Raw genomic sequence first — 25,777 nt, 5'->3', positions numbered from 1 at the left:
TGGTAAGCAGGTGCTAGTGTGGCAAGTGCCTGAAACATCATGTTATAAGCGTTGCGCGACATTCATACTGTATTTTTTCGGAATAACAGCCGTTGTTGCCTAAATGCACGTAATAAAAATCAATTACGGTACAAAAGGCAGGGGGGATAAGGATTGGTTGACGACGCCCCCGCGTCACCGAACGGGGATCATCCTGACAGCACGCTACTGAGCCACCACAACAACAGCACAATAACCGTCATTGCCAGAATCGCCTTCATTTTGTAGCGCTTGATAAGCTGCTCTGCTTTATTACCGGTGTAGTAAACCACAAGTGCTAATCCGAAATAGCGTAAAGAGCGGGCGATCACCGTAGCGATGAGAAACATCACAAGGGAGTACTTCGTGGCGCCGGCAGCAAGCATCGCTATCTGGAACGGTACTGGCGCGATGCCGAGGGTCATGACAAACCAGAACCCTTCGGCATTCATTTTTTGCTTTACCTGATCAAATTGTTCGGCGTTGGAAAACGCCTCAATAACCCAGTCTCCTACCAAATCGAAAAGGTAGTAGCCCAGCGCATAACCGAATACTGCACCAAGCACACACCCCACCGTGGCCATCAGCGCGATTAGCCAGAGTTGGTCTCGCCTGGCCTGCATCAGCGGAACCAATACAGCTTCCAGCGGGATGGGGACAATTGTTGATTCCATAAAAGAAGCCAGTGTGATGCCTTTGAGCATGTGCTCAGACTCAACCAGCTTCTTCGTTCTATGCTTTACCGTTTTACCGACAGCCATGTAATCCTTTTACGGGCGTTTATACACCGTCCCGTCCTTCATCACGAAAATTACGTTTTCCATTACAGTGATGTCTTCAAGGGGATTACCAGGAACCGCGACAATATCGGCAAGTTTACCTGCCTCAAGAGAGCCTAGTTTATCACTGATCCCCAGTAGCTCTGCCGTAGCGACAGTTGCACTTTGCAGCGCCTCGGCTGGTGGCATTCCTGCCTCTACCATTAGCGCGAATTCCTGTGCATTATCTCCGTGCGCCGAAACACCACTGTCTGTACCAAAAGCAATTTTCACGCCCTCTTTGTAGGCTTTCGCAAAAGTGGATTGAATGAGTGGACCAATGGCGGCCGCTTTGGGGCGAACAATGTCAGGGAAGTAACCATCAATTTCCGCCTTTTCAGCCACAAATGCGCCGGCGAGAATGGTGGGCACATAATAGGTACCATGCTTTTTCATTAGCGTAATGGCTTCATCATCCATATAGGTACCATGCTCAATGGAGGTGACTCCCGCACGGATGGCGCGTTTCATCCCCTCTTTACCATGAGCATGAACGGCGACAGTCATTCCGTAGTCGTTGGCAGTGTCGACAATGGCACTGACTTCATCATCCATGAACTGGGGGTTCTGACCGCTTTTCGCGACACTTAACACGCCGCCAGTGGCGGTAATTTTAATAACATCCGCACCGTCCTGATAGCGTTGGCGGACTGCTTGTCTGGCTTCTGCAACGCCGTTTACTACGCCGTCCTCAGGGCCAACATCGGGTCGAATGCTTTTTGCCATGCCATTGCTGGGGTCGGCGTGACCCCCGGTGGTAGCGATAGACTTTGCCGCCGTATAGATCCTTGGGCCAGTCTGGATCCCTTTAGCGATGGCATTACGCAGCGCAACTGTCTCGTTATATCCATCACCAAGGTTTCTGACGGTGGTAAACCCTGCCATGAGAGTTTTTTCGCCGTAGTTGGCTGCTCGCAAAGCGTAATCTGCCTCGTTCAGAGAATAACGCTCAAGGTACGTCTGCGGGCCGCCATGCTGCATTGATAAATGTACGTGCATGTCCATTAGGCCAGGCAGTACCGTGGCGTCTTTTAAATTAATCACGGTATCGCTGCTGTCACCATCAACGTATCCGTTTTGTATCGAGGTAATGGTATTGCCTTCCACCACCAGCGTGACTCTCTCTTTTAACGAATCACTGGTGCCAGTAAAAACTTTGCCTGCGTGGATCAGAGTGGCAGCTTGCGCCGATAGGGTCAGAGCGCTTGCAGCCAGCGCCAGTAGCGTTTTCTTCATCATTGTTGTAATTCTTTTCTGGTTTGGAGATTTTTACTCTAGGGTAGCCGGCTTGGCAACGCAAACTCAGATACGATAAAGCGCGTTCCGGTGAGATAATCGTGTGAAGGAGTATAAACCCGATGTCAGTAACCGGACTGGTTGCCAACAGCGACCTATCCTGTTGCGGGAAGCGTCTGGCAGTAATGCGTGGTTACTTCACTTCGCCAATACAGAAGGACGTTCCCTGGCTGGTAATCGTCCACGTGGTTTTCCCCATATCATCGGTGCTCGAGTCGGCGTGTTCCAGTAACTGGTAATACACATTCTGATGCAGTCGTCCCCACAGGTTACGCCGAACATTAATATAAGGAATTGGGGTAGCGTCTGGGTCCGCTAACGGCGGCGGTGGCGAACGTAATTCAATAGGATGGTTGTTTCCAATAATGCAATCATCGCCGGTTTGCGTGGTCAGAATGAGCGCGTCGCCATCACGACGCCAGTTGGTAATTACAAAAGGTACGTCTTCTACCTGTATGCCCACTTTTTCTACCGGTGTGACAAGATAATACTTATCACCTTCTTTTTTCAGTACCGTAGAAAAGAGCTTTACCAGAGACTGACGCCCGATAGGCGAATTCTCGTAGAACCAGCGCCCATCCAGCGTAATTACCATATTCAGATCGCCACAGAAGTCCGGATCCCACTTATCGACAGGCGGCAAAGAGCGGGACGCGTCCTGCGTCCCTGACAACTGTTGCTGAAATCTACTCAGATCCATTTTCTTGCAACATATCCTGAATTTCGCGCAGCTTCGCCTTGATACGGCGCATATTATCCGGTCCGGTGCGCAGCAGTTGCTTCTGCGGTGTACTCAGATTTTCAAGACGAGGGTCTGCATACTTGTAAGCGACAGAATCGGTATAGACTTCAACCGGCACTGGCACCTCTGGGGTGTCCAGCAGCTCATCAATCGCCTCAACCAGCTTCTGATCGAATGGTTCATCAGGATCTTCACCAATCTCTGCATATTTAGCCTGAATATCGCCCTTATACATGTTGTAAAGGTTCAGCAGGGCGTCGTTATCAAACGATTCCAACATATCAACGTACGGGGTGTAACGTTTGTAACTGGCAGCATCTATCCATTCTTTATCAGCCTGGGAGTATGTTCTGAAAGGCTGATCGGGAGGCGTAAGCAACTGATGGTTTGGGGCCATCTCTTCATCTGCCAGGTTAGTCACTGTCACCACAAAACGTTGCAGTAGCGCTTCGTTGACAAGAAGTCGGTTAACCTGTGCCGAGTTAGCTTCAGAAATGTCCTGTAGCGAAGACTTTATTGCAGGGTCGCTGGTATCCAAAGGCTCCGGATCCGGTTCCTGAGGTTCCGGCATGGGATCGACTTCCGCTTCCGGATCGAGCTCCACCGTTGATGGTGCAGGTTCAGGTTCGATTAACTCAGGCTCATCCGGCATCGTATTGTCTGGCTGGGTAACTTCAGGCTCATCAACCATCACTTCTTCAGGCTCATCATCAGACGGCCAGAAAAGCACGGCCAATATAACTATGACGATGACACCGACAATAATCAGGTGCGGGGCTAGTGTTCGTTTTTCTGACGCTTCACTCATAATGTCTCCACCGTGTTTTCAGTCCTTGCTTAATACTATCAGAGATAATGCAATATATTGGAAAATCTATAGACGGATTGGTTCCGAAGTAAGGCCAAATTCCTCTTTTCTAACACTTTTCTACTTAAAAAGGACAGAATTTGATCGCTTTTATTTCATGATTCCTCGGGTTTAGCGGGGTTTTGAGAGGGAAATTACAGGAAATACTTGAAAAGGCGATACATTCTATTAACATCGTCTAAAAAAACAGCGAGCCATCTATGACCATCATTCTATTCGCAATCCCTGCATTTTTCCTGCTGATTGGCATTGAATGGTATCTTGATGTGCGAAGTAAAAATGGTCACTACCGCATAAACGATGCGCTGACCAGTCTGAGCGCCGGCGTACTTTCCCGCTTGATGACACTATTGCATCAGCTTATTCCGCTCACCATGTACGTGCTGGTATTTGATGCTTTGGCGCTGACGGTTCTCCCGGATTCCATATGGACCTGGATTGCCGCCTTTATCGTTTACGATTTTTTCTATTACTGGAACCATCGCATGGGGCACGAGATGAGCCTTTTATGGGCCGCCCACGTGGTTCATCATTCCAGTGAAGATTACAACCTCACCACCGCCTTAAGACAAACCAGTGGTGCTTTATTTAGCTGGGTGTTTTATCTGCCAATGGCAATGATGGGTTTTCCTCCGGAAATGGTCATTACTGTTGCCGCTCTGAATCTGGTGTACCAGTTTTGGGTGCATACCCAGTACATTGATAAACTGGGATGGATGGAGTGGGTGTTTGTCACGCCTTCTAACCATCGGGTTCATCATGCGCAAAACCGCGTGTATATCGATAAAAATTACGGTGGCGTTTTTATTCTGTGGGACAGATTGTTTGGCACGTTTATCCCGGAGATGAAGAATGCCAGGCCCGTTTATGGTATCCGCGGCGCCTTAAAGAGTTTCAATCCCGTATGGGCAAATTTACAGGTGTATTCACAGCTGCTTCACGACAGTTACCATACCCGGCGGTGGCGGGACAAGTGGCGGGTGTGGTTCGGTCGCACAGGCTGGCGACCGGCGGATGTTGCAGAAAAATACCCGGTGGTTAAGTCGCCCCTGTCTGACTTTAAAAAATACAATCCGGCATTGAACGCATCCGTGAACAAGTACTGCGTTGTACAGCATATTCTGATGCTGGGTACTGCGGTATACCTGCTGTTGAATATAGAGAGAATATCCGGTGCGCAACAAGCCGTGCTAATGATAAGTGTGTTTTTGTCCTGTGTGCAAATTGGGTTTGTCCTGCAGCAGTCTAAGATGGCACTGGCGCTGGAAAGCCCGCGGTTACTCGCTCTTCCTCTGCTTTGGTTGGCTGTGGGGTTACCGGGCGCACTGGTCACTGCTTCACTGACTCTGCATGCTGTCAGTCTTGTTATGCTGCTGTGGGTTGTCAGACAAGATGACAAAAACTTCATTGGTGAGGATGACCCCGAAGATCTTACCCTGCGTAAATGGAGCGAATAGTTCTGACGGCGTCGCGCCGATAAGGTAATGGAGAATAGCTCCAGCGGGTTATTTATTTGCAGCGTCTTTCTAGCTTGTGTAGCGAGATGAACAGGCGTCAAGCTGAGCCCGCCCCAGTCGCTGTCAGAAACGATATTGTGCTTCTTTTGAATTACTGACTGAGAGTGGCAAAATGGCTATGCACAAATTTCATTATAAGGATGTCATCCAGAGCGCGTTGGAAATTGATTATCTTGAAGTGCAGTCTTATGAAATGAACGTGTATCTTGTCTGGCTGGCTGTGGGTGATAACACCGGGCTGGTTTATGACGAAAACGACAATCCCAAACGTTTTTACAGCGCCGGACAGATCCGCGAGACATTTGCCCACTGCAAGGTGGATCAGGCTGTTATGAAGCACGATACCCCTTACGATGAAATGATAGGTAACCCCCCAAAAAGCGCTGAGCAAATGGCGTTGCCCTTCAGCATGACGCTTCCCTATTAAACTCTGCGAAGGGCAAGCGTGAGCAGTCGCCGAACTGGTTCACGTAATACCTGATTACGCCTGTTATTGTCACAAAAGCACTAGCTAGCCTGTATCGGCTAGCATGTTGTATTCATTATGAAGACAGTGATCACCACAAGCCGTGCGGAAGGTAATCAAAGCCAGGGGGAAGCAACGGCCTGCATGTCTACCTGAGCGTCGAGACGTTTTGCTAACAAATACAAACCGCCGAGCTTGCGGTGAATAAACAGTGCATCTGCCGGTGGCACATGCCAGAAGTTATGCTCGTAGGTCAGTGACATACCCATATTGTGCAGTCGCATCAATAACTCTGTCTGGCCAAAATCATACGGGGTATCCGACCTTACGGCTTCACACGCGGTAAGCCCCATCTCTACTACAGCATCTTGCTGGCGCTGAGTGTGAGTTTCGAGCATCAGGCCCAATTCTAATGCCGTCTTTCTCATCAACTCCGGATCATTACGTGACGCCGCCTGTAACAACGTGCGGTAACCTTCGCTGACAGATGGGGGGATTTCACGAGTAGCGCCAAAATCAAGGAGTATCACCTTGCCGGTGTCCCTCTGATAGCGATAATTGGCCAGATTAGGGTCGCTTTGCAGTAACCGAAAATCAAACACTTCCTGAAAGAACAGCCGCATCAGGCCAGTCATTACGGTGTTACGGGTCGCCTGATCAGCACTTTGCAGGCTTTCAATAGGATCGCCGTTGAGATAGGTCATTGCCAGCACTGTCTCTGTCGTGAGGGCCGGATAGACGGAAGGAGTTATGAAAAGATCGGAGTCACCGCAAAGCGCTTGATACCGCGTTAGCATCTTGGCCTCACGCTGATAGTCCGCCTCCTGATGTAACTGCGCTTTTGCATCATCCAGAATGGTGTTTAGTGCAACATCTTTGGGAATAAGACCGGATAATCTTATAAGCGAAGATACGTTGTCTACATCCGCATCAATTCTTTCCTTTACACCCGGGTACTGTACTTTTACGGCCAGCGTCTCGCCATCCATTGTAATCGTCTTGTGCACCTGGCCTATGGACGCCGCCGCGACGGGCGCGAAAGAAAAATACAGCAGCGTGTCCTGCCATCCCTCGCCCCAGTTTCGGTCAAGCACATTGATAAGTTGTGCCTTAGGCATAGGCTCTGCGTCTTCCCGAAGGCGAGCGAGGATCTCGGCCAGCTCCGGAGGCAGAAAATCACCGCCATCCATGGAAATCAACTGACCGATTTTCATCGCCGCGCCGCGCATCGTGGCGAGTTGATTGGCGATGCGGGTGATGTTGGCAGGCGTTAACAACAACGATGATAGCTGAGGGCGCTCACCTCTCATCCACTGGCCGGCGCCTTGTGTTACTACGCTGGATGCAATTCGACCCGCTAACGCTCCCAGACGGCCGACTCTGGCGAGTCTGCCGGCAGGTACTCGCTTACCAGGCTTTTCATTTGCCATGACATACTCGGGTTAAAGGTTTGATTTTTAAACCAGCTGCGAGAGCATTTGGATCACTAGTCCCACGACACTGCCAATAGCAAATCCTATCCAGCCATTTTTATTGAAATAACGGCCAAGGGCAGCGCCGAACAGGCCGCACCATAGCATAGAAGCGTAAACGGCAATCATGCCCGTTCCGGTGCCTGAGTCCGGTAAAAACATGAGGACGATAAAGGTGATTGCCATCGCGCCGGAGAGCAGTACCCACATGATATTTTTTTTATTACCAAACTCACTGTCTGCAGGTTTGTCACTCATGGATGTTCCTCAATTATCCTGATAGCCATCATAATGCTTCAGGTGTGCATAGTGGGTCAATGTTGCCACCTAAGACTTCTGGCGTAGAAAAGGGGAATAAATGATGACCTGCGCCTGGCGCAAAGGCGGAGAATGAATAATGAGCAATATCGGCTCGTGCAGAGCCTGCGGTTAGTTCGTAAGCAATAATACAGTGCAGACCACAGTAACTATGTCTCATTTCCCAGGGATAGCCAGGCGCTTGGATCAAAGGCGAAGATCATGCTGACACTTAAAAACGCGGGCTGGTGAATCGGGATATAAAAAGCGGCCGAAGCCGCTTTATTAGGAGTACTACAGGCTATCGAGAACTTCCCGACGCTTTTCTTCATATTCTTCCTGTGTAATCAGCCCCTGTTCGTATAAATCTTTCAGACCAGTCAACTTGTTTCGTACATCAGCGGGGATTGCATCCTGCTCGGTGCCAACAATAGAGCTTCGCTGTCCGGTCAGGGTTTCGTCAATGGTAGCGACATAAATACTTTGATAGGTGCCCCGGTTTTTATACAGACAGTCAATATCGCCATCGTATGTCCACGGGCTGTTATCCCATTCCCGTATTTGCGGTGAATCGTAGACACACTTGCGAATTTGCCCTCTCATAATAAGGTTGCGGCCCTCTATTTGATACTTATTGATCGTACTCCATGACCAGTGAGAGAAGTCCGGATGTTGACGTTTATTTTCCGGTGACTCCAAAAAGAATTCCTCATGATGACCGTAAGTCAGATAAAGATAGCTACCGTCATACAAGGCTAAGAATTTTGACCGGGTCCACGTACAGTCTGTACAGGTATACCAGCCATAAATGATATTGTTCTCGTCGATACGTTCAAATTGAAGGTAGCGGCCATCGGTAACGTACTGACGGTAAATTTTTTCTTTGGGGGCAACTGGCTCCACACTAACCAGTTTGTCGAACACTTCGGTTTCTGTCATAGGAGATGGAAAGTTAAGTGTTGCACAACCGGTTAGCACGGATGTGGATAGCATTAGTAAAACTGCAAATAAGGACTTCATGACTCATACCTGTACAAAAGGGTTGATTAAATAGTAATCGCTTAAAAATCATAATGAAAGTCGGATGAGTACAGAACGTATGAATGGGCATAAGGTCGCAGGCATACAGGATACTGCAGCAAGTCAGGCTGCCGGTGGAAAAGGATTCGAAAAACGGCAGTGCACTACCAGAGTAGAAGGGGGAAGAACATATACATGTGAAGCAGCACAACAAGCCAGGCGCTATGCCGTGCTGGTTGTGCCATTTTTCTAGTGATGTGGCGCGTTAAAGCTCACTTCAAGCAGGGTCACGTTATCGGTAAAGGTAAGGGTTTTCAGTGGCCCGTTACCTTCTACATTCAGCGTATTGACCTGTGAGGGCCATAAATCCCGCAGCGCATCATGACGTATTTGCAGGCCTTCCAGTGCCGGCGGCTGCGCCGTTTCCTGATACACCCAGAAAAACTTACCTTCGGTTTCATAGCCAACCGGTTTCAGCGCCAGCGGCTTACCGTCTGCATTCAGAATGGCGAAGTGCTCATCCACATAGTCGGCAAACGCCTGCTGCGTTTTGGTGTCGCCCATAATATCGGCTGACTTATCAAACAGCATTTTCACCGCGTGTTCAGCGTCGTGCATGTTAAACCGGTGCATCACTTCAATGTTTTCTGTTCTGGGGTTGAACAGTACTGTCGTAATAGCCGCTTTAATCTGATGTGCTGATGCGGAAGAGGCCACAATAAGCAGCAGGGCCATCAGGCCCCACTGCCGGGCACAACGAGACAGCTTAGTTGTCATCTTCGCCCTCTTTGTCGTCATCCAGCTTGGTGTTGATTTCGTGCATCAGGTCGCGGTATACCTTGCCGTCACGAGGCTTGGACTTATACGCTTCGATGCGCGAAGGAATGATGCGGCGCGGATAATGGTTGTTTTCCACGTCTACATCGGCCGTTTCCCAGCGCGGATCAACGGTAACACTTACCAGTTCTTTGTCTTTCTCTGTGACTACCAGTTTGCTTACCGCTTTTGGCGTACGACGCCAGATTTCTGCAGGAATACGCATCATCTCTTTGGTGCCGTCAGTAAATTCCAGCTCCAGAATGATGGGCATCACCAGACCGCCTTGGTTTGAGAAGTCCAGAACGTAGTAGTTCTTATCTTCACGAACGGCGCGTTCAAACGCTTTGCGTTCCCACGGCTCCAGTTTGTCCAGGAATTTGCGGTACTTGTTACGGTCTTTATTGGTCACAGTGAACTGATCGTTCTCGTCGTAAAAGTCTTTGATGTCATCAAAGCGCTCTACCCACAGCTTTTTGCCTTCCTCGCGATTGCGCTCGTCAGTCAGCGACATCGGTTTTTCTTTTTCCGCCTGACGCTCGCGGGCAAAGTCGATATCCGGATCTTCAGTATCCAGGCGCAGTTTGTAAACGCGGTCGATAGAGATATCAACATGATCGGTAGAGTAGAACCAGCCACGCCAGAACCAGTCAAGATCCACACCGGATGCCTCTTCCATGGTGCGGAAGAAGTCAGCTGGCGTAGGACGTTTAAACATCCAGCGCTGCGCGTATTCTTTAAACGCAAAGTCGAACAGTTCACGGCCTAAAATAGTTTCGCGCAAAATATTCAGCGCCACAGCAGGCTTGGTGTAGGCATTGGGACCTAAGCGCAGAACAGAATCAGACTGGGTCATGATTGGCACTTGCGTAGATGACTTCATATAGCCTGTAATATCACGCGGCTCAACGCCCCACGGAATGTTTGGATCCCATTCGCGACCGGCAACGCCGTCTAAGAAGCTGTTTAAGCCTTCATCCATCCAGGTCCACTGACGCTCGTCAGAGTTCACGATCATAGGGAAATAGATATGCCCGATTTCGTGGATAACCACGCCAATCAGGAAACGCTTTTCTGCCAGTGAGTAGGTGCGAGAACCATCATCACGAAGCTCTGTACGTGGGCCGTTGAAGGTGATCATGGGATATTCCATGCCGCCCACCGGGCCGTTAACCGATTGCGCAACCGGGTACGGGTAATCAAATGAGAAGCGGTTGTATACGTCCATGGTGTGAATAACGGCTTCAGTGGAATACTTCTTCCACAGGTCGCCACCTTCTTTCGGATAGAAAGACATCGCCATTACCAGAGGCTGTACATCACCGCCCTGCTGGAAACCGCGCGCATCCCACATGAACTTACGCGATGAGGCCCAGGCAAAGTCACGTACGTTTTCTGCCTGGAAGCGCCAGGTTTTGGTTTTGCTGGTACCTTCTTTCTCGTTTTCCAGCGCCTCTTCCGGCGTCACGATAAAGACGGTGCGGTCCGCCGTTTCCGCTTTCTTCAGGCGGTCACGCTGGGTTTTGGTTAGTACATCGTTCGGGTTTTGCAGCACGCCGGTAGAAGACACAACATGGTCTGCCGGTACCGTGATGTTCACATCGTAGTTACCGAATTCCAGCGTGAATTCACCGCGGCCAATAAATTCTTTATTGGTCCAGGCTTCATAGTCAGTGTATGCAGCCAGACGTGGGAACCATTGCGCCAGCAGGAAAATATCGTTGCCGCCTTCGCGCTCATCATCGGGGAAATGCTCATAGCCTGAACGGGCAGATACGGCATCTTCTTCAACGATGTTAAAGGCGAAATCAATATCGAACGTCACCTGCTTACCAGGCTTTAGCGGCGTTGCCAGATCTACACGCATCAGCGTGCCTACAATCACGTGGTGCAGGTCCGTACCCGCTTTGTTTTCAACGCGCTGAATGTCGTAACCCAGTTCGTTGTCTTCAACAAACTGCTGACGACGCAGCGCGCCCATGCTTAAACGCGCAGGCTTATCTGATGAGGCGCTTTCTGTAGCCGGACCGCGATTTCCGATACCACCGAAGTTGGTCGACAATGCAGACATAGAATCATTGCGGAATTTGTTTTGATCGAGTTGGATCCACAAATACTTCAGCGTGTCTGGCGAGTTATTGGTGTATGTAATGTTTTCAGAGGCTTCCAGACGACGCTTTTCTTCGTCCAGTTTCACATCGATTTTATAATCGACTTTCTGTTGCCAGTACTGATGTCCCGGTTCGCCTGCCGCATTACGGTAAACGTTTGGCGTCGGCAGAACTTCATCGAGCTGGCGGAATTTATCTTCAAAGTCGCCTTTGGTTTGTTTTATGGCTGCTGTGGCGACAGGCAGCTGAACCATCATGGAAAGCACTGGGATAACCCAGAACAGATGGCGGTTACGTCTACTCATGCAGATTCCTTGCTACTGAAAATACAATCTCAAACTCGCCATTGTATAAGCTGTAGCCGACGTATTGCCAGTTTTTGACCGTATTCACGCCAGACTTCGCCGCAAAAAAGCACAATTAGGGAGTTTGTTTATTTATCAGGCTGTCGTATGCTTGCGAAATCCGCTGTTTCTCTTCAAATCTCATGAACCAATTATCCTGGCAACGCGCCGTGATTAAGATAGGTAGTGCGCTCATTGCGCCCGATGGCAACCAATGCCAGGCAAAATATTTACTGCCTATCGCCCGCTTTATTACTGCCAGCCGAGAGGCCGGCAAAGAGGTGATCGTGGTGTCATCGGGCAGCGTGGCTGCGGGGCGCAGTAAAGTCGTGCTGAATCACCCTGCGTCAATTGCCGAGAAACAGGCCATGGCGGCCATTGGTCAAATGCAGATGATGGCCAACTGGCAGCGCTTCTTCGATTTTCCCTGTGCGCAGGTATTGCTGACGGCCGACGACCTTCACGATCGTACCCGCTATGTAAATATCAAAAATACCTTGCGTGAATTGCTTAAGCATCAGGCGCTGCCGGTGGTTAATGAAAATGACACCGTAGCGGTAAACGAGCTCAAAGTGGGTGATAACGACAATTTAGCCGCGTACACGGCGCTGGTGGCCGAAGCCGACACACTTATAATTTGCTCCGATATTGACGGGCTGTATACGGCCGATCCGCGCAAAGATGCAAGCGCTACCCTGATTCCCGAAGTCAAAGCCATTAACGAGAGTATCTATGCACTGGCAGGCGGCGCAGGCTCCTCGGTAGGCACCGGTGGCATGAGAACAAAGATTGAAGCTGCAGATAAGTGTACTCAAAGCGGTATTCAGACGGTGATAGTGAACGGGCGCAGCGGTCAGGTGTTTGATGCCTTACTGGAAGGTAAAATCACCGGCACACTGTTTCATGCCACACAATCAGGGAATACCGCGCGGCGGCTATGGCTTACTCATACGCTGAAAACCCGCGGGGTAATTGACGTAGATGATGGCGCGCGTAATGCCATCGTAAAAAAAGGCGCTTCTTTGTTGCCTTCCGGTATTACTCAGGTGAGCGGACGCTTTCGCCCCGGCGATGCCATTGAGATCCGCTGCCAGCAGCAAACGATTGCGAAAGGACTTTCGCTTTATTCCGATGCTGAGCTGAATCAAATAAAGGGCATGAAGTCGCAACAAATCCGTGATGCCTTAGGCTATGATTGTAGTGAGGTGGTGGTGCACCGAGATGATTTGGTGCTGTTGTCCCGAGCCATATAATTGTCCCGTTTATGGTTAACGGGTTCTTGAGGCGGGGAAATTCACATGCTCTGATGCCAGAGTCGTCGCAATTTGCGCGCTGGCGCCAAGAGTATTCCGTATGGACGTCCCTGCCCTTTCAGTTGAGGGGACGGTATGAGTTTTTCTATTCAACAGGCAGCAAAAGATGCGCGCAAGGCATCAACTGCAATCGCTGCCCTTTCCGGTGAGCAAAAAAGAAAACTGCTGATGGCCATCAGCAAACACCTTGTGGCGCAAACCGACAATATCCTTGATGCCAACAGTCTGGACCTGGAGCATGCGCGTGAGCATGGACTCGACGCGGCGATGACAGACAGGCTGACCCTAACCAAGCAGCGCGTGATGGACATTGCCAATGCGGTTTCTGATATTGCCGGACAAGCAGACCCGGTTGGTCAAATTTCCAATATGCGCGCTATGCCCAGCGGTATTCAGGTAGGGAAGATCCGTATTCCACTGGGCGTCATTGCGATGATTTATGAGTCGCGCCCCAACGTGACGGTGGATGCAGCCGCATTGTGTCTGAAGGCGGGCAACGCGGTTATTCTGCGTGGGGGGAAAGAAGCGCTGCATTCTAATCTGGCGCTGGCGGCCTGCTTGCATCATGTACTTAAAGAACACGATTTGGACCCGGCAATCGTTACCGTGATCCCCGATCCTGACCGCGGCATCCTCAAAACGCTGCTGACCTTAAAACAAGACATTGATCTGGTGATCCCCCGTGGCGGTGAGGGGCTGATCGAATACGTGACCGACCACAGTCGTATTCCGGTCATACAGCATTATAAAGGCGTGTGTCACCTGTACGTAGACTCGTCTGCGGATGAAGAGATGGCGCTGGCCATTCTGGAGAATGGCAAAACCCAACGCGTGGGGGTATGTAATGCGCTTGAGACCTGCCTGGTACACAAAGACCGCGCCGCTACGTTTTTGCCAAAAGTCGCTTCATTGTTTGAGCAATATGAGGTTACTACCCACGCCTGTGGTCAGTCGATAGAGTATTTTAACGGGGCGCTGGAGGCGACAGATGTAGACTGGCACGCAGAATATCTGGCCCTGGAAATAGCGATTAAAGTGGTTGATTGTTATGACGACGCGGTGTCTCACATTCGGGCCTATGGCTCTGGCCACACCGAAGTGATTGTGACCGAACAGTATGCGACTGCGCAGCGATTTATCCGCGATATTCAGTCGGCGGTCGTCATGGTGAATGCCTCGTCCCGGTTTTCTGATGGTGGCGAGTTGGGGCTGGGCGCGGAAATTGGCATCTCTACCAGCAAATTACATGCTTACGGGCCTATGGGCGCGGACTCACTGACAACCGAGAAGTTTGTGGTGCTGGGCCAGGGAGAGGTACGACGCTGATCAGGAGCCTACGCAATAGGCAGGTAGCCCAGCAGTGATACGCCGAAAAAAGTGCCGGCCAGCAGTGCGATACCAGGGCCGTCTGCTTTTTCACGTATTAAGCTTATAGCCTGCTTGGCCCCAAGGTACATTACCCAAATGCAACCGGCTTTAAACCAGTTTGAAATAGTGACGTAGGTGCGCTCCTGATAGAGGCTGTATACCGCGGCCTGATGAGGTTCGAATGTTGAAGGCAGTAACAGCAGTAACCCTGACTCAACAATCCGTGCCGCCTCCAGAGAAACCAGCGACGCCACGGTGCTAACCTGTATCGTCGCGGCGATAAAATACAGCAACAACGTGGCCAGTTTATGCCCGAACTGGTCGTCGCGTCGGAATAAGTAGTGTGAGATGTTATAAATAACAACAGGCATTGCGCTGAGATCCTTCTACTGCATACCGTTTTTAGTCATGAAAAAGTTAAGATATCCTGTATTGCGCAAAATGTGAACAATATTTCAGGGCTCCAGGATGTTCAGTGACGCAGAAGGGCAGGCTGGCAAAGCCAAATCAGCAAACAACCATGTTCAGCATGCCACGACTGGCATCAGAAAATATGACCTTGCGTGGCGAAGAGATAGATCCCCGTCTCTATCAGCGCTATTCTGGTGTCCTTTTCCTTTCTATCACCGGACAATCCATGACTGACATTACCCCTTCACTGCAGGATTACCCCTACACCGTGACACTGGCCTCGCGCTGGCAAGACAACGATGCTTATGGGCACATCAATAATGTCATGTATTACAGCTTTTTCGACACCGCAGTAAACCGCTTTTTGATTGAGCAGGGCGGGCTGGATATTCAGAACAGTCAGGTGGTAGCTTATGTGGTCAGTTCTCAGTGTCAGTACGTGGCTCCGGCAGCGTACCCTGAAACTATTTATGTGGGACTACGCGTGATTAAAGTAGGGCGCAGTTCGGTCACCTATGGCTTGTCAGTGTATGCAGGGGACGCAAAGCGCCGTGTGGCTCACGGTCAGTTTGTGCATGTTTTTGTAAATCGACAGAGTGACAATGCTGTGCCGATTCCATCACGGGTGAGAGAGGCGCTGGACAGCATAACGGAAGGGTTTTAATGAAAGCCGTTGTACTCGACTGGGCCACCATGGCCCCCGACGCATTAGACACAGACGAGCTGTCTGCGCTTCCCGTTGAATGGACGTTTTATGATGAGACGTCGTCGGAGCAAACCGCGGGGCGCATCGCCAATGCAGACATTATTTTCACCAATAAGGTGGTGCTGGATGAAACCGAACTTCGCGCCAGTGCATGTCGCTATATTGGGGTATTGGCAACCGGAACGAACAATATTGACCTGAAGTATTGTGAAGACAACGGTATCGTAGTTAACAACGTGGCCGGTTACGGCACCGAAACGGTTGCCCAACACACCCTGATGCTGTTGCTGAACCTGGCGACACGCTTTGCTGATTACCATCGCGATGTGCAAAGTGGCAAGTGGACTGCCGCATCGCAGTTTTGCCTGAATAACTACGCGGTAATGGAGCTGGCGGGAAAGCACGCGGTGATCGTGGGTCATGGTGATCTTGGACAGCGTGTTGAATCACTTTATCGTGCACTGGGTATGCGGGTGTCCGTGGCAGCCAGACCCGGCAAAGCCGATGACACCAGGCCCACGCTTGACTCTCTGGCACCGACTGCCGACGTATTAAGTCTGCATTGCCAGCTTAGCGAGCAGACACACCAACTGGTCGATGAGGCCTTGCTGGCGTTATTGCCTGACCACGCGTTCATTATTAACACCGCACGGGGTGGTCTAATTGACGAGGCGGCACTTTTACATGCTTTGCAACAACAGCAAATTGGTGGTGCAGGGTTGGATGTATTGTCTGAGGAGCCACCGCCGGCATCGCACCCGTTAATGCAGGTGTCCCTGCCCACGCTACTGATAACCCCCCATTCTGCCTGGCTGGCGCGTGAAGCGCGTCAGCGATTGCTTGACGATGCCGTGAAGCAATTGGCTACGTTTCTTAAGCAGGCAGGTTAACTATCGTGAGCAACGCGTTTCTCTTCATAGCTTGTGCGCTGATATGGGGTTCAACCTGGATCGCCATCACATTCCAGACCGGGGAAGCGCCGCCGCTGGTGGCAGTGGCCTGGCGATTTACTATTGCATCATTTTGCCTGGGCGTGTTTTGCCTGGTTCGTCGGCTGCCTATGCGATTGCCGCTGCATACCCATATTAAAATGGCCGGCGTTGGACTGTTTTTGTATACCCTCGATTACACGCTGTTGTACGCCGCACAACATTTTATTATCAGTGCGCTGCTGGCACTAATGAGTTCGTGCATTATTTATATCAATGTGGGGCTCAGGCGCTGGTGGTTAAAGCAACCGGTCAGGCCTGAAGTGCTCATTGGTGCAACGCTGGGAATGGTTGGGATTACGCTGATTTTCATTCCGGAGTTTGCCCATGTAAGACTGGATGCTGCGTTGGCAATGGGACTTGGAATCGCGCTGGTGTCGTTTTTCTGCGCCTCGGTAGGCAATGTGATTTCTGAGCGGATCCTGGACAAGGGCACCCCTGTGATCCAGATGAATTTTTATGCCATGACTTACGGACTGGTGTTTCTGTATGGGTCGGCGTTTGCCAGTGGGCAGTCTTTTACTTTGCCTGACAATCCGGACTTCTACATAGCGCTGTTATACCTGGGAGTATTTGGTTCCGTGCTGGCCTTCGGTGCTTATATGAAATTGCTCCAGCAAATTGGTTCAGACAAAGCCGCGTATGTGGTGCTGGTATACCCTATTGTGGCCCTTATTATCTCGACGTTCTTTGAGGGATACCGCTGGACATTGCTGGCAGGGATTGGCGTCGGTGTAGTGCTGTTTGGCAACGCGATTGCGATGGGGAAAGTGCCATTACCGGGCCGTAAGGCGGTAAAAAGGACAACCGGCCACGCATAGGATATGTCAGAGTAAAGCCTTCGACGGTGCGTGAGTATGTTGGCTCCCGGAAAGCAAAAGTCGGGCGTTACCCCTCAGACGTCAAAGTGATATCGCCTGCATAGTGCCGTTTGAAGCCTTTCGCCTTTTACCTGTAGCTGGCTGTGCATGTCGGCTCCCGGCAAAAGCAAAAATAGGCGTTATCCTTCAGGCGACAAAGTGTCATCGTCTGAAGGGGGCCGTTTGATGTCTTGCGCCTTGGTGGGGATGGAGCCGGGCCAACCCACGTGATCCTGGTATCATTTCAGCGCGTTGATTTTCTTATTCAGCTCGTAAGCAGGCTCGGTCACGATGGCCTCAAGTGTTTCTATACGCGCCTGCAATTGCGCGATATGCTCATCTTTATGCTTAATATCCGCACGCAGTGAAGAGGTGGACGCAAACGGATTACTGCATTGACCATTCATCCAGTCGTTTAAACGCCATTGGTATTTGGCGTCGAGATAGCATGCGGTGATAGCAGTTAAACCTATTCCGCCCAGCAATAAAAAGATTTCCATGATGTTGTCCTCGTTAGGTTTAGTCAGGTAGCGCGGCAACCCGTTTTGTGTCGCTACTATTTACTAGTCTCGGCCGGGAAAAAAATATTACAGGTTTGCTGTAATATTTTTTGTCAGACATGGACTATATGAGAAAGCGCGCACTTACCACGTATTTGGAACACAGGCTTGCAACGTAAATTTGAGGATCTTTTCAGGGAATATGGCGCATTGTTGAGTCGTGTAGCGAGCAGCTATGAAGCCAACGATGCGTTGCAACAGGAGTTGCTGCAAGAGATTGCGGTAGCGGTGTGGCAGGCTATGGCGCGCTTTCAAGGTAACAGTAGTGTGAAAACCTATATTTTAAAAGTGGCTCATAACCGCGCGGTATCGCATGTCGCAAGCCAGGTGAGGCTCCCTGCCACCGAAGAATATATGGATGAAATGAGCCCGGCCTCTGAAAGAATGTGGTCGCCTGAGAAAGCCGTAGAACAAGATAAGGCCCTGACACGCTTGCTGCGTGTGGTCAGGGAGTTGCCGTTGCCAGGAAGACAGGTATTAACGTTGTCGCTGGAAGGGCTGTCTTACGACGAAATTGCTGACGTTTGCGGATTAACCACCAATCACGTAGGCGTATTATTAAAACGAGCAAAAGCAGCCATAAACAGGAGCTTCGAACATGACGACGCATGATGATGAGTTAGCGCGCTTATGGCAGGCCCAAAAAGTCGCAACCATTGACACTGCACAAATTGAAAAGGACATTCGCAGGCAAACACTCAAACAGCGCCTCTATTTGTTTCTGGACTTTGCCTGCCTGATTCCGGTGGTGATTTTCTTTATTATTAAATGGAACGAACTGTCGAGTGCGGCGGCTACCATGATCCTGGTATTACTGGTGGTTACCACACCGATATTTGTTTATATGGCGAGACTACGCTGGCTGGCTGCCTCAGGCTTTCACGCTGCCACAGCCAATTATCTGGATATGCTGATAAAACAGATGCGCAATAATGCCAGAATCGCCTGGCTGACCAAGCATTCAAGCTGGACTACGGCCGTCTTTCTTCTGGGCTTCTACGCTGTGCTGTATTTTATGGGAGAGGTGCCAGAGGAGCGGCAGACCAAAGCTTTACTGGCTATTGTGATAACCAGTGTTGCTATGGCTGGTTTTTATCAATGGGCACAAAGGCGAGAAGCCCGTTTCCATAAAAAAGCCGAAGAACTGCTGGCGTTAAAACAGGAACAGAACCATGATGATATGGCGTCGCATTGACGGAAGCATTGATGTGGCTGTATCTGCAGCGTTAACTGCGCTCTGATTATGATAACGGTTCTGCCTTTTCGGCTGGCCACGTTGTGCTGCAGCTCCCCCAGCAGAACGTTTTCTGTCATTGCGTGACGACCGCCCGCCTGAGTGCGGATGGGCTAGGCGGCGTGACTACCCGGTGTGTTTTCAGGGCAACGCCATGCAAGTTGTTATGTATCAAGCTTGTTTTGAACCATACTGACGATCAATCCAAAACGGACAAGGCAGATGAAAGAAATTACACAGCTTTTGGATAACAATAAAAAGTGGGCTTCACGCATTGAAGAGGCAGATCCGACATTTTTTGATACCTTATCTAAACAGCAGACACCTGAATATTTATGGATAGGGTGTTCAGACAGCCGGGTTCCCGCCAATCAGATCGTCGATTTGTTGCCCGGTGATATTTTTGTTCACCGTAACGTGGCGAACATGGTGATCCATACCGATTTTAACTGCCTCTCAGTGCTGCAGTACGCCGTCGATGTGTTGAAAGTGAAGCATATTATCGTATGCGGACACTATGGCTGCGGCGGTGTGGAAGCCGCGATGAGCGACAAGCAGCTTGGGCTTATCGATAACTGGCTGGGTCATATTAAAGATGTGTATCAACGACACTATGACACCCTTATGGCGTTACCAGAAAATAAGCGCTCAGCGCGGTTGTGTGAGCTCAACGTGAAAGAGCAGGCGGATAATGTGAAACGAACAACCATTGTTAAAGATGCCTGGGCCAGAGGTCAAAACCTGCATATCCATAGCTGGATTTACAGCCTGAAAAACGGACGCATCACCGACTTAACCGGCAGTGGGGAGTAACATTTTGCAATTGCTGCATGGCAATATCGCAGTATGGATGAAGGGATAACCAGCGCAGCAACTATTTTCAATCGTCGTCGTCCTCTTCTTCCTCGTCTGGCTTGCTCTCGCCCAGGAAAAACTGATAATACAAATCCAGCGCGTATTCACTTTCGTCTTCAATCGTGGTTTGTACGGCTTCTAAAAACAGCTTTGGCAGCAGTTTGTAGCGTACCGTGAGGTCTGGCGGGCGCTGACGGCGGCGTAAGTTGCCGTTTGTTGACTCAGACTGTATGGCGTCAACTTCCACGTTGTATTGCACAGAAAGCCTGTCTGTAAGCTGGCCACTTACACTGACACCAGACTCACTGGCGCTCAGACTTAAGTCTTCGATTCCCAACGAGTTTCCAATCTGCCCGGTGAGACCTTTCGTATTTGATAAGCCAAATCCTAACAGTAACGCGTTGTAATTGGGGGATTGTCTTTCAGAGTTTGGCCCTTCTCCGGTGAGCAGGTACGAGAGCACATACTGCTGATCCATCGCGGGCTCTGAGAACAGGTTAACATTTGGGCTGTCCGTGGGACCGTCAATGCGTATTCCGGCAATAACACCGTCGTTGGTTTTTGCTGGATCCCGAATGGCTTCTACCAACAGCATCGGCTGGTCGATTGGGCCGTTAAACTGTACCTCTCCGGTTTGTATCACCAGATTTTGTCCGTAGGCTTCATAACGCCCGTCAAGGATCTGCAAATCGCCATACCCCACCAGCGAAGGCTGGGTATTAACCCGAATCCCGCCATGCAGGTTTGCGGTGAGTCCGAAGGCTTCAAGCTTCACTTCTCCAGCTCTGGCTTTATCAATATTGACCATTACTGATGCGTGAATAATGTCCAGCGGGTCGTCTGAGGGTGGCTCGCCACGCAAATGAACGTCTTTTGAGGGAGCCACTGCGTTTTCAGGAAGCTCTTCAATGACAATACGTGCCCATGGGATATTCACTGAACCGGAAACGTCGATTTTTTCTTTCGACACCTCCGCAGTAAGGTCCGGCGATACCTGCATACGAATATCACGCTGCCTTACTTCAAAGCGCTTGCCTTTTAAGCGGGCGGTAAACTCCGGATCGCCAGACCAACTAGCGCTGCCAGACAGGCTGCCATCACCGTCACCCAGTTTAAAAGTGCCGTCAAACTCAGCTTGCTGGCCGTTTAGCGTCACTGACTGTTGCCAGTTGCTCAGCGACACCGGCATGTCCTCAACGTCCAAAGCGCCGTCTTGAAGTGCCAGTGAGCCTTTGAGTGAGGGGCTTTCCAGACTGCCGCCAAGTGTGATATCCCCATCCAGTTTCCCCGATAACTGACGTATCGCCGGTGATAAAGGTCGCAGAGGCGATACATTAATGCCAGCGAACTGCACGTTGCCGTCCAGAGAAGGTGTTTCTTCGAGAGGCCTTGTTGTCACTGACAGGCTGGCTTCACCTAACTCATCACTGGCAAACTGCGAAGTGGCCTGCAGCACACCATCCTTAAATGTCCCGGTGGTGTTTACCTTACTTAACGTGATGGTAATAGGGCGTTCTTCGCCTAATGTCCAGGCTGAAGGAGTGATGTTGGCGGAAAACGTTGCCGACATCGGTGTATTTGCGCCAACCTGTCCGCGGGTGTTAATTGACAGCGTCGCATCGGGAGCTTCAGGCACAATTGACGGGGCGAGTTCGTTAGCCCAAATCCCCAGCGGCAGTGAGTTAGCATTGACTGTCCACTGCGCCTTTTCTTCTTTATAGAGGACATTTTCAATGCACAGGCTTCCTTCTGCCCTCGATTGCCAGCAGTGGGAGGTTACCGTGGCGCTCAATGGCTCCGGAACCAACGTGACGGTAAACGGCGAATCCAGGCTCCATCGGGTATTTAATATACCTAACTGACTATCGGTAAATTTTCCCTGCCACTGGTTGTTCTCCCACTGGCCCGTGAGTGCAATTTTCGCGCTGTGATCCGGTACGGTTACGTCAATGTTGAGTTCATGTCTGGCGAGGGAACCATCTACACCAAACGTGCCATTAAGAGGCCCTTGTGCTGCCAGCGTTGGATTGACGGAGGGCGAAACCTGCACATCAGCCAATGTCACATCGCCTTTGGCTGAGGGGTTCTGCCAGTCACCGGTTGCGCGGATATCGCCACTGGCGCTGCCAGCTATACCGGGATAAAGAGTTTTCATGGCTGGCAAATCAAGATTGATGGTGGCATCAATATAGCGTTTATTGAAAATCTGCCCTGCGACATTCACCTTATTGGTATCCTGCGTGACGGCCAGCGTACCGACAATGATATCACTGCCTGATGCGTAGACGACGGAGCCGGAAACCTTCAGTGGGCGATTCTCAACCATACCGCTAAGTGTCAATTCGGAAATGCTCATCTCAGGGCCTTTCTCAGTCAGCTGCATCAGGCTGGTAAAGCCGCCGTTAATGTCCGTTGGGCCCTGCGGTACGGCGTCAGCAGCGGAAATGCCGCTGACCCGGGTTTTGCCATTCCAGGACACACTCTCGTTCAGGTAAAGGGTTCCGGTGTTAGTAATTTTGCCTTCCAGCAGCGCCACAGTGATGTCGTTGACGCGAATATTTTTCCGATTCAGTACCACATCGACATTGACGGGTACCCGGCCAATATCCGGTAGCGTTGCTGCGCTGGATCCCGTTAATGTATAGTCTCCCATCGTCCCGGACAGGGCGATATTGCCTTCGTGGAGGGTGCCTTGTGCCTGCATGGGGAGCGGCTGCTCGTCCCAACTCGCAGACACATCCAGGGGTAATGTATCACTCAGAATATTCGCGTGAATTCTGGCCTGGATGTCGTACGCATTTGTCGCATTCAGCTCCAGTGTCAGGTCAGATAGCGAGCCAGACGCTGTCAAATCGAGCCGCTGACGTGTGTTCTCATCCAGCGATAAGGACGCATTTGCCTGCAAATTTAACGGATAATCGTTTTCAAAAGACACGTCGGCATCGGCACGTAGCGTTGCCGACTCATGTTCGACATGCAAAGTATCGATATCCAGATTCGTATCTTCAAACACCAGTTTATCAAATGTCACCGCCGGAATTGCCTGCGGCGATTCGCCTTGATAGAGCGTAGTGTTATTCAGCGAAAACTGATTAATAGTTATGTTGACAGGCAGCCTGACCTGTGGCAACTCAGGAGCGGTGTAAGCTAACGAATACGATGTGGGGGCCTCGGTCTGTGGTTCACTGGACGCCGGCAATCTGACTGTCAGGCCTTCGATTACCGGATCATTAATCACAATGTCATCTTTTGCGCGGGCCGCGAGGGTGATCTGTTTAACCGCTATAGACTGGTCGGCCAATTCCACGCGCAACTGGCGAATACGGGTATTGTCCAGTCGTACGGCAATGGGAAGCGAGAACGGCTCTGCGGGTGAATCGTCGGTGTCCGCGTCTTCAGTAACGCCAAGTTGGGTAACCGTGATGTCAGAAGCAGCCAGCTTTTCAATGCATACTTTGGGCGCCATAAGACAGCGCCAGGACAGGTTAATGGTCGCACTGCCTACCTCGACCTTCCAAGAGGTATCTTGCCACACGAGGTCCTCGAAAGTCATGTCGCCATAAACGGAGCCGTCAATATTGTCGATGGCAAGGCCTGGAACAAAGGATACCGCAGCATAGCGAATAACCGGTGTTCCCAATGGGCTAAGCAGTAATACCAGAAGCAGTGCTATTAACACGAACGGCGATAGTACCCAAAGCGAGATCGTGCGTTTCCTCATAGCTCTGGCCCCAGAATAAAATGCAGCTGCCAGTTGTTCACATCGTCACGATCATCAAAGTTGTGGGCAATATACAGTCGGATCGGGCCTATTGGCGATATCCAGTGCACACCGGTACCGACGCTGTAGCGTGGATCGGTATCCCAGTCATTGGTGGCAGTACCAATATCGGTAAATACCGCTGCCCGCCAGCTCTCAGCGAACTGATAGGCATATTCCACACTGGCGGTGGCCAGGTACTTGCCTCCGGTAGGCTCTAAAGAACTTTCTCCGGTTACCGGGTCGATAACGGTATCTTCAGGCGAGATATCGCGGTAATCGTAACCTCTTACACTTTGATCACCACCGGCAAAAAATCGCAGTGAGGCGGGTACTCGGGAAAAGTCATTGGTTTTGATAGCGCCTACTTCGCCTCGCACCACAATACGATGCACATCAGCAAACGTACGTATCATTTTACCTTCGACAATACTGCGAACTATATTAATGTCAGAACCAAAATTGTCGCGGCCTACCTGAGAAAATGCCTGAAAGTAGGTACCGTTATTAATATTTAAATCGCCATCTTTTTGCAAATAACGAATGGCGTAACCCGGCATAATCAGCGACGTGGTTTGCTCTGGATCTGCCCCCTGAACGAAGTATTCCCGCAGGTAGGTCAATGAGCCGTCCTGTTGCCAGGGAGAGTTGTTTTCCTGCCAGTATCTATGCACGGCCAGCGACAGTGTTTCACTCTCTGTCTGCGAGTTCTGGTACTCAATAAACTGATAGCCAGCCTGAAAACTGACATAGTCATTCGTGATATCCCGCATAGGAATGCGGTAGTCGGTGGTCAGCGACTGTTCGGGCTTGGACAAAAACAGGTCGGCAGAAATGGAGTGCCCGCGAGAATTTACCCAAGGTCTGTCCCAGCCAAGTTTTATTCTCGGGCCATCGGTATCCGTGCCGGCGCCCAGCCGCACATCAAAACTGTCTCGCGGGCGGTGTGCAACAGAAACCTCAATGGGTACATGCAGTGACTCGGCTTCACTGACAACCGGGCGGGCGATAACGCGTGAGAAATAGCCCGACTGATTGAGCCGGCGGTTAAATTCGGTCAGTTTGGTTGAGGAATATTTCTCGCCCACCTCAAAGGGGACCAGTCGGCGGATAATGGCTTCGGCTTTGTCTTCGCCTATTATGCGGATATCGCCAAAGGTATACTGCGGTCCGCTTTGGGCAATCAGCAGCACATTGGCTTCGCGCTCTTCACGAACCAAATCCAGACGGGTAGCCTGCCAGGCAAAATCAAAATATCCGTGCGTTAACGCATAATTAAGCATGGAAGATTTAAAGGCTTCGTAGGTTGGCTGTAGCAGCACATCTCCCTTTTTCAGGGGGAATTTGTTAAATCGCTCGCGGAAATCAGGATCTTCCCGTCCCGCGCCAATAATCTCACGGGTCACGTTGGCCACTTTCAGTGGCGTATTCAAGGTTACCTGCAAGACGACAGTGTCGTCATCGGTTAACTCGATAAAGGTTTCGCTATTGTAGTAGCCAAAAGGCTCAGCTGCTGTGGAGACGGTTTTTTGGATCTCTTCCTGCCAGAAAGGATCGGCAAGTAGTCCGGGCTCGATATCCAGATTATCCAGGTAAAGACGAATGTTGTCGCGGACTTTATCCTTATCAACGCCTTTGATTTCAAAATCGATGGCATGCGCGGAGTTAACAACCATCCCGCTCAACCAGAGTAGCGCAAAAAGAAAAAGCCTCGCAGGCTGTGACGGCTTATGCCTGTTCTTTTTGCTTGTACACTTAAACAACGCTTGTTCCTTTTGCCTGAATCGGGATGTACCGGATAAATTGAGTGTCAGAGTATGAAAGATGCAGGTTTTGTACCTGATTACGTCCGGTAACTGAACATTTTGTGAACCCCGGGAGGTTAGTATATTATGACTTATGAATAATCGATACGGTGTTGCGATGCGCTGTGGAT

At 50.5% G+C, this 25,777-nt stretch carries 24 protein-coding genes; 11 read left to right on the top strand and 13 right to left on the bottom strand.

Annotation, left to right across the window (positions count from 1 at the left end):
* Nucleotides 1-188: 188 nt before the first annotated feature.
* The 4 genes from ACLBLI_RS19070 to ACLBLI_RS19055 all read right to left on the bottom strand — a co-directional run bounded on the left by ACLBLI_RS19070 (nt 189) and on the right by ACLBLI_RS19055 (nt 3,682).
* Complete coding sequence (locus ACLBLI_RS19070) at nt 189-779, bottom strand: YqaA family protein (RefSeq protein WP_414829103.1); 591 nt, start codon at nt 777-779, stop codon at nt 189-191.
* Between the two features lie 9 nt (nt 780-788).
* Nucleotides 789-2,072 carry an amidohydrolase family protein gene (locus tag ACLBLI_RS19065; RefSeq protein ID WP_414831014.1) on the bottom strand — a complete coding sequence of 428 codons (1,284 nt, stop codon included), beginning with the start codon at nt 2,070-2,072 and terminating at the stop codon, nt 789-791.
* Between the two features lie 193 nt (nt 2,073-2,265).
* On the bottom strand, nt 2,266-2,832 hold the full coding sequence (locus ACLBLI_RS19060) for a DUF1285 domain-containing protein (RefSeq protein WP_414829102.1): 567 nt from the start codon (nt 2,830-2,832) through the stop codon (nt 2,266-2,268).
* Nucleotides 2,819-3,682 (bottom strand): DUF3014 domain-containing protein, encoded by an 864-nt coding sequence (locus ACLBLI_RS19055; protein WP_414829101.1) that lies wholly within the window; start codon nt 3,680-3,682, stop codon nt 2,819-2,821. Before ACLBLI_RS19055 ends, ACLBLI_RS19060 begins: the two co-directional genes overlap by 14 nt.
* Before the next feature lie 260 nt (nt 3,683-3,942).
* Here ACLBLI_RS19055 and ACLBLI_RS19050 point away from each other — a divergent pair, with 260 nt between their 5' ends.
* Nucleotides 3,943-5,199: a sterol desaturase family protein gene (locus ACLBLI_RS19050; protein WP_414829100.1), complete on the top strand. Its 1,257-nt coding sequence runs from the start codon at nt 3,943-3,945 to the stop codon at nt 5,197-5,199.
* Nucleotides 5,200-5,377: 178 nt separating this feature from the next.
* The gene (locus tag ACLBLI_RS19045) at nt 5,378-5,686 is read left to right on the top strand and encodes a DUF6482 family protein (protein ID WP_414831013.1); all 309 of its coding nucleotides are present in this window, start codon (nt 5,378-5,380) and stop codon (nt 5,684-5,686) included.
* Nucleotides 5,687-5,841: 155 nt separating this feature from the next.
* On the opposite strand, the gene ACLBLI_RS19040 is transcribed toward ACLBLI_RS19045, so the two are convergent.
* The 3 genes from ACLBLI_RS19040 to ACLBLI_RS19030 form a co-directional block, all read right to left on the bottom strand.
* Complete coding sequence (locus tag ACLBLI_RS19040) at nt 5,842-7,155, bottom strand: ABC1 kinase family protein (RefSeq protein ID WP_414829099.1); 1,314 nt, start codon at nt 7,153-7,155, stop codon at nt 5,842-5,844.
* Nucleotides 7,156-7,182: 27 nt separating this feature from the next.
* A complete protein-coding gene (locus ACLBLI_RS19035) occupies nt 7,183-7,455 on the bottom strand; it encodes a hypothetical protein (protein WP_414829098.1) in 273 nt (90 codons plus the stop codon).
* A 333-nt stretch (nt 7,456-7,788) separates the two neighbouring features.
* Nucleotides 7,789-8,514, bottom strand: coding sequence for an SHOCT domain-containing protein (locus ACLBLI_RS19030; RefSeq protein ID WP_414829097.1), 726 nt, complete (start codon nt 8,512-8,514; stop codon nt 7,789-7,791).
* A 64-nt stretch (nt 8,515-8,578) separates the two neighbouring features.
* Here ACLBLI_RS19030 and ACLBLI_RS19025 point away from each other — a divergent pair, with 64 nt between their 5' ends.
* Nucleotides 8,579-8,767, top strand: a complete 189-nt coding sequence (locus ACLBLI_RS19025) for a hypothetical protein (RefSeq protein WP_414829096.1) — start codon at nt 8,579-8,581, stop codon at nt 8,765-8,767.
* On the opposite strand, the gene ACLBLI_RS19020 is transcribed toward ACLBLI_RS19025, so the two are convergent.
* Both ACLBLI_RS19020 and ACLBLI_RS19015 read right to left on the bottom strand, forming a co-directional pair.
* Nucleotides 8,764-9,249: a DUF6702 family protein gene (locus tag ACLBLI_RS19020; RefSeq protein ID WP_414831012.1), complete on the bottom strand. Its 486-nt coding sequence runs from the start codon at nt 9,247-9,249 to the stop codon at nt 8,764-8,766. The genes ACLBLI_RS19025 and ACLBLI_RS19020 overlap by 4 nt on opposite strands.
* A gap of 31 nt (nt 9,250-9,280) precedes the next feature.
* Complete coding sequence (locus ACLBLI_RS19015; protein ID WP_414829095.1) at nt 9,281-11,746, bottom strand: M1 family metallopeptidase; 2,466 nt, start codon at nt 11,744-11,746, stop codon at nt 9,281-9,283.
* Nucleotides 11,747-11,928: 182 nt separating this feature from the next.
* Between ACLBLI_RS19015 and proB the strand changes: the two genes are divergently transcribed.
* Complete coding sequence (gene proB, locus ACLBLI_RS19010; RefSeq protein ID WP_414829094.1) at nt 11,929-13,038, top strand: glutamate 5-kinase; 1,110 nt, start codon at nt 11,929-11,931, stop codon at nt 13,036-13,038.
* Between the two features lie 135 nt (nt 13,039-13,173).
* Entirely contained in the window at nt 13,174-14,424 is a 1,251-nt protein-coding gene (locus ACLBLI_RS19005; RefSeq protein WP_414829093.1) for a glutamate-5-semialdehyde dehydrogenase, read from the top strand.
* 8 nt (nt 14,425-14,432) lie between these two features.
* Here ACLBLI_RS19005 and ACLBLI_RS19000 read toward each other — a convergent pair whose 3' ends face one another.
* The gene (locus ACLBLI_RS19000; RefSeq protein WP_414829092.1) at nt 14,433-14,837 is read right to left on the bottom strand and encodes a hypothetical protein; all 405 of its coding nucleotides are present in this window, start codon (nt 14,835-14,837) and stop codon (nt 14,433-14,435) included.
* A gap of 104 nt (nt 14,838-14,941) precedes the next feature.
* On the opposite strand from ACLBLI_RS19000, the gene ACLBLI_RS18995 reads away from it, so the two are divergent.
* From ACLBLI_RS18995 to ACLBLI_RS18985, 3 genes are read left to right on the top strand one after another with little or no spacing between them, the layout of a single operon-like run.
* Entirely contained in the window at nt 14,942-15,541 is a 600-nt protein-coding gene (locus ACLBLI_RS18995) for an acyl-CoA thioesterase (RefSeq protein ID WP_414829091.1), read from the top strand.
* The gene (locus tag ACLBLI_RS18990) at nt 15,541-16,473 is read left to right on the top strand and encodes a D-2-hydroxyacid dehydrogenase (protein ID WP_414829090.1); all 933 of its coding nucleotides are present in this window, start codon (nt 15,541-15,543) and stop codon (nt 16,471-16,473) included. Before ACLBLI_RS18995 ends, ACLBLI_RS18990 begins: the two co-directional genes overlap by 1 nt.
* A gap of 5 nt (nt 16,474-16,478) precedes the next feature.
* Nucleotides 16,479-17,393 (top strand): DMT family transporter, encoded by a 915-nt coding sequence (locus ACLBLI_RS18985; RefSeq protein WP_414829089.1) that lies wholly within the window; start codon nt 16,479-16,481, stop codon nt 17,391-17,393.
* Nucleotides 17,394-17,671: 278 nt separating this feature from the next.
* Here ACLBLI_RS18985 and ACLBLI_RS18980 read toward each other — a convergent pair whose 3' ends face one another.
* A complete protein-coding gene (locus ACLBLI_RS18980; RefSeq protein ID WP_414829088.1) occupies nt 17,672-17,932 on the bottom strand; it encodes a hypothetical protein in 261 nt (86 codons plus the stop codon).
* 168 nt (nt 17,933-18,100) lie between these two features.
* Here ACLBLI_RS18980 and ACLBLI_RS18975 point away from each other — a divergent pair, with 168 nt between their 5' ends.
* The 3 genes from ACLBLI_RS18975 (at nt 18,101) to can (ending at nt 20,039) form a co-directional block, all read left to right on the top strand.
* Complete coding sequence (locus ACLBLI_RS18975; protein ID WP_414829087.1) at nt 18,101-18,604, top strand: RNA polymerase sigma factor; 504 nt, start codon at nt 18,101-18,103, stop codon at nt 18,602-18,604.
* The gene (locus ACLBLI_RS18970) at nt 18,591-19,187 is read left to right on the top strand and encodes a hypothetical protein (RefSeq protein WP_414829086.1); all 597 of its coding nucleotides are present in this window, start codon (nt 18,591-18,593) and stop codon (nt 19,185-19,187) included. The genes ACLBLI_RS18975 and ACLBLI_RS18970 overlap by 14 nt, the downstream gene beginning before the upstream one ends.
* Nucleotides 19,188-19,448: 261 nt before the next feature.
* Nucleotides 19,449-20,039, top strand: coding sequence for a carbonate dehydratase (gene can / locus ACLBLI_RS18965; protein WP_414829085.1), 591 nt, complete (start codon nt 19,449-19,451; stop codon nt 20,037-20,039).
* Between the two features lie 67 nt (nt 20,040-20,106).
* On the opposite strand, the gene ACLBLI_RS18960 is transcribed toward can, so the two are convergent.
* Nucleotides 20,107-23,802 (bottom strand): translocation/assembly module TamB domain-containing protein, encoded by a 3,696-nt coding sequence (locus ACLBLI_RS18960; RefSeq protein WP_414829084.1) that lies wholly within the window; start codon nt 23,800-23,802, stop codon nt 20,107-20,109.
* Nucleotides 23,799-25,517 carry an autotransporter assembly complex protein TamA gene (locus ACLBLI_RS18955; protein WP_414829083.1) on the bottom strand — a complete coding sequence of 573 codons (1,719 nt, stop codon included), beginning with the start codon at nt 25,515-25,517 and terminating at the stop codon, nt 23,799-23,801. Before ACLBLI_RS18955 ends, ACLBLI_RS18960 begins: the two co-directional genes overlap by 4 nt.
* Between the last annotated feature and the right edge of the window lie 260 nt (nt 25,518-25,777).

The organism is Alteromonas sp. H39, from assembly GCF_047556435.1.
Lineage (GTDB): Bacteria > Pseudomonadota > Gammaproteobacteria > Enterobacterales > Alteromonadaceae > Alteromonas.
Note: the sequence above shows the minus strand (reverse complement) of the source record. Positions and strands in the feature narration are given on the sequence as shown.

Coding starts and splice junctions, on each gene's coding strand:
- ACLBLI_RS19070 (WP_414829103.1), bottom strand. CDS start 779: ATGGCTGTCGGTAAAACGGTAAAGCATAGAACGAAGAAGCTGGTTGAG.
- ACLBLI_RS19020 (WP_414831012.1), bottom strand. CDS start 9,249: ATGGCCCTGCTGCTTATTGTGGCCTCTTCCGCATCAGCACATCAGATT.
- can (WP_414829085.1), top strand. CDS start 19,449: ATGAAAGAAATTACACAGCTTTTGGATAACAATAAAAAGTGGGCTTCA.
- ACLBLI_RS18960 (WP_414829084.1), bottom strand. CDS start 23,802: ATGAGGAAACGCACGATCTCGCTTTGGGTACTATCGCCGTTCGTGTTA.
- ACLBLI_RS19000 (WP_414829092.1), bottom strand. CDS start 14,837: ATGCCTGTTGTTATTTATAACATCTCACACTACTTATTCCGACGCGAC.
- ACLBLI_RS18980 (WP_414829088.1), bottom strand. CDS start 17,932: ATGGAAATCTTTTTATTGCTGGGCGGAATAGGTTTAACTGCTATCACC.
- ACLBLI_RS19050 (WP_414829100.1), top strand. CDS start 3,943: ATGACCATCATTCTATTCGCAATCCCTGCATTTTTCCTGCTGATTGGC.
- ACLBLI_RS19065 (WP_414831014.1), bottom strand. CDS start 2,072: ATGAAGAAAACGCTACTGGCGCTGGCTGCAAGCGCTCTGACCCTATCG.
- ACLBLI_RS19060 (WP_414829102.1), bottom strand. CDS start 2,832: ATGGATCTGAGTAGATTTCAGCAACAGTTGTCAGGGACGCAGGACGCG.
- proB (WP_414829094.1), top strand. CDS start 11,929: ATGAACCAATTATCCTGGCAACGCGCCGTGATTAAGATAGGTAGTGCG.
- ACLBLI_RS18990 (WP_414829090.1), top strand. CDS start 15,541: ATGAAAGCCGTTGTACTCGACTGGGCCACCATGGCCCCCGACGCATTA.
- ACLBLI_RS18955 (WP_414829083.1), bottom strand. CDS start 25,517: ATGGTTGTTAACTCCGCGCATGCCATCGATTTTGAAATCAAAGGCGTT.
- ACLBLI_RS19045 (WP_414831013.1), top strand. CDS start 5,378: ATGCACAAATTTCATTATAAGGATGTCATCCAGAGCGCGTTGGAAATT.
- ACLBLI_RS19055 (WP_414829101.1), bottom strand. CDS start 3,682: ATGAGTGAAGCGTCAGAAAAACGAACACTAGCCCCGCACCTGATTATT.
- ACLBLI_RS18970 (WP_414829086.1), top strand. CDS start 18,591: ATGACGACGCATGATGATGAGTTAGCGCGCTTATGGCAGGCCCAAAAA.
- ACLBLI_RS19035 (WP_414829098.1), bottom strand. CDS start 7,455: ATGAGTGACAAACCTGCAGACAGTGAGTTTGGTAATAAAAAAAATATC.
- ACLBLI_RS19025 (WP_414829096.1), top strand. CDS start 8,579: ATGAGTACAGAACGTATGAATGGGCATAAGGTCGCAGGCATACAGGAT.
- ACLBLI_RS19005 (WP_414829093.1), top strand. CDS start 13,174: ATGAGTTTTTCTATTCAACAGGCAGCAAAAGATGCGCGCAAGGCATCA.
- ACLBLI_RS19015 (WP_414829095.1), bottom strand. CDS start 11,746: ATGAGTAGACGTAACCGCCATCTGTTCTGGGTTATCCCAGTGCTTTCC.
- ACLBLI_RS19030 (WP_414829097.1), bottom strand. CDS start 8,514: ATGAAGTCCTTATTTGCAGTTTTACTAATGCTATCCACATCCGTGCTA.
- ACLBLI_RS19040 (WP_414829099.1), bottom strand. CDS start 7,155: ATGGCAAATGAAAAGCCTGGTAAGCGAGTACCTGCCGGCAGACTCGCC.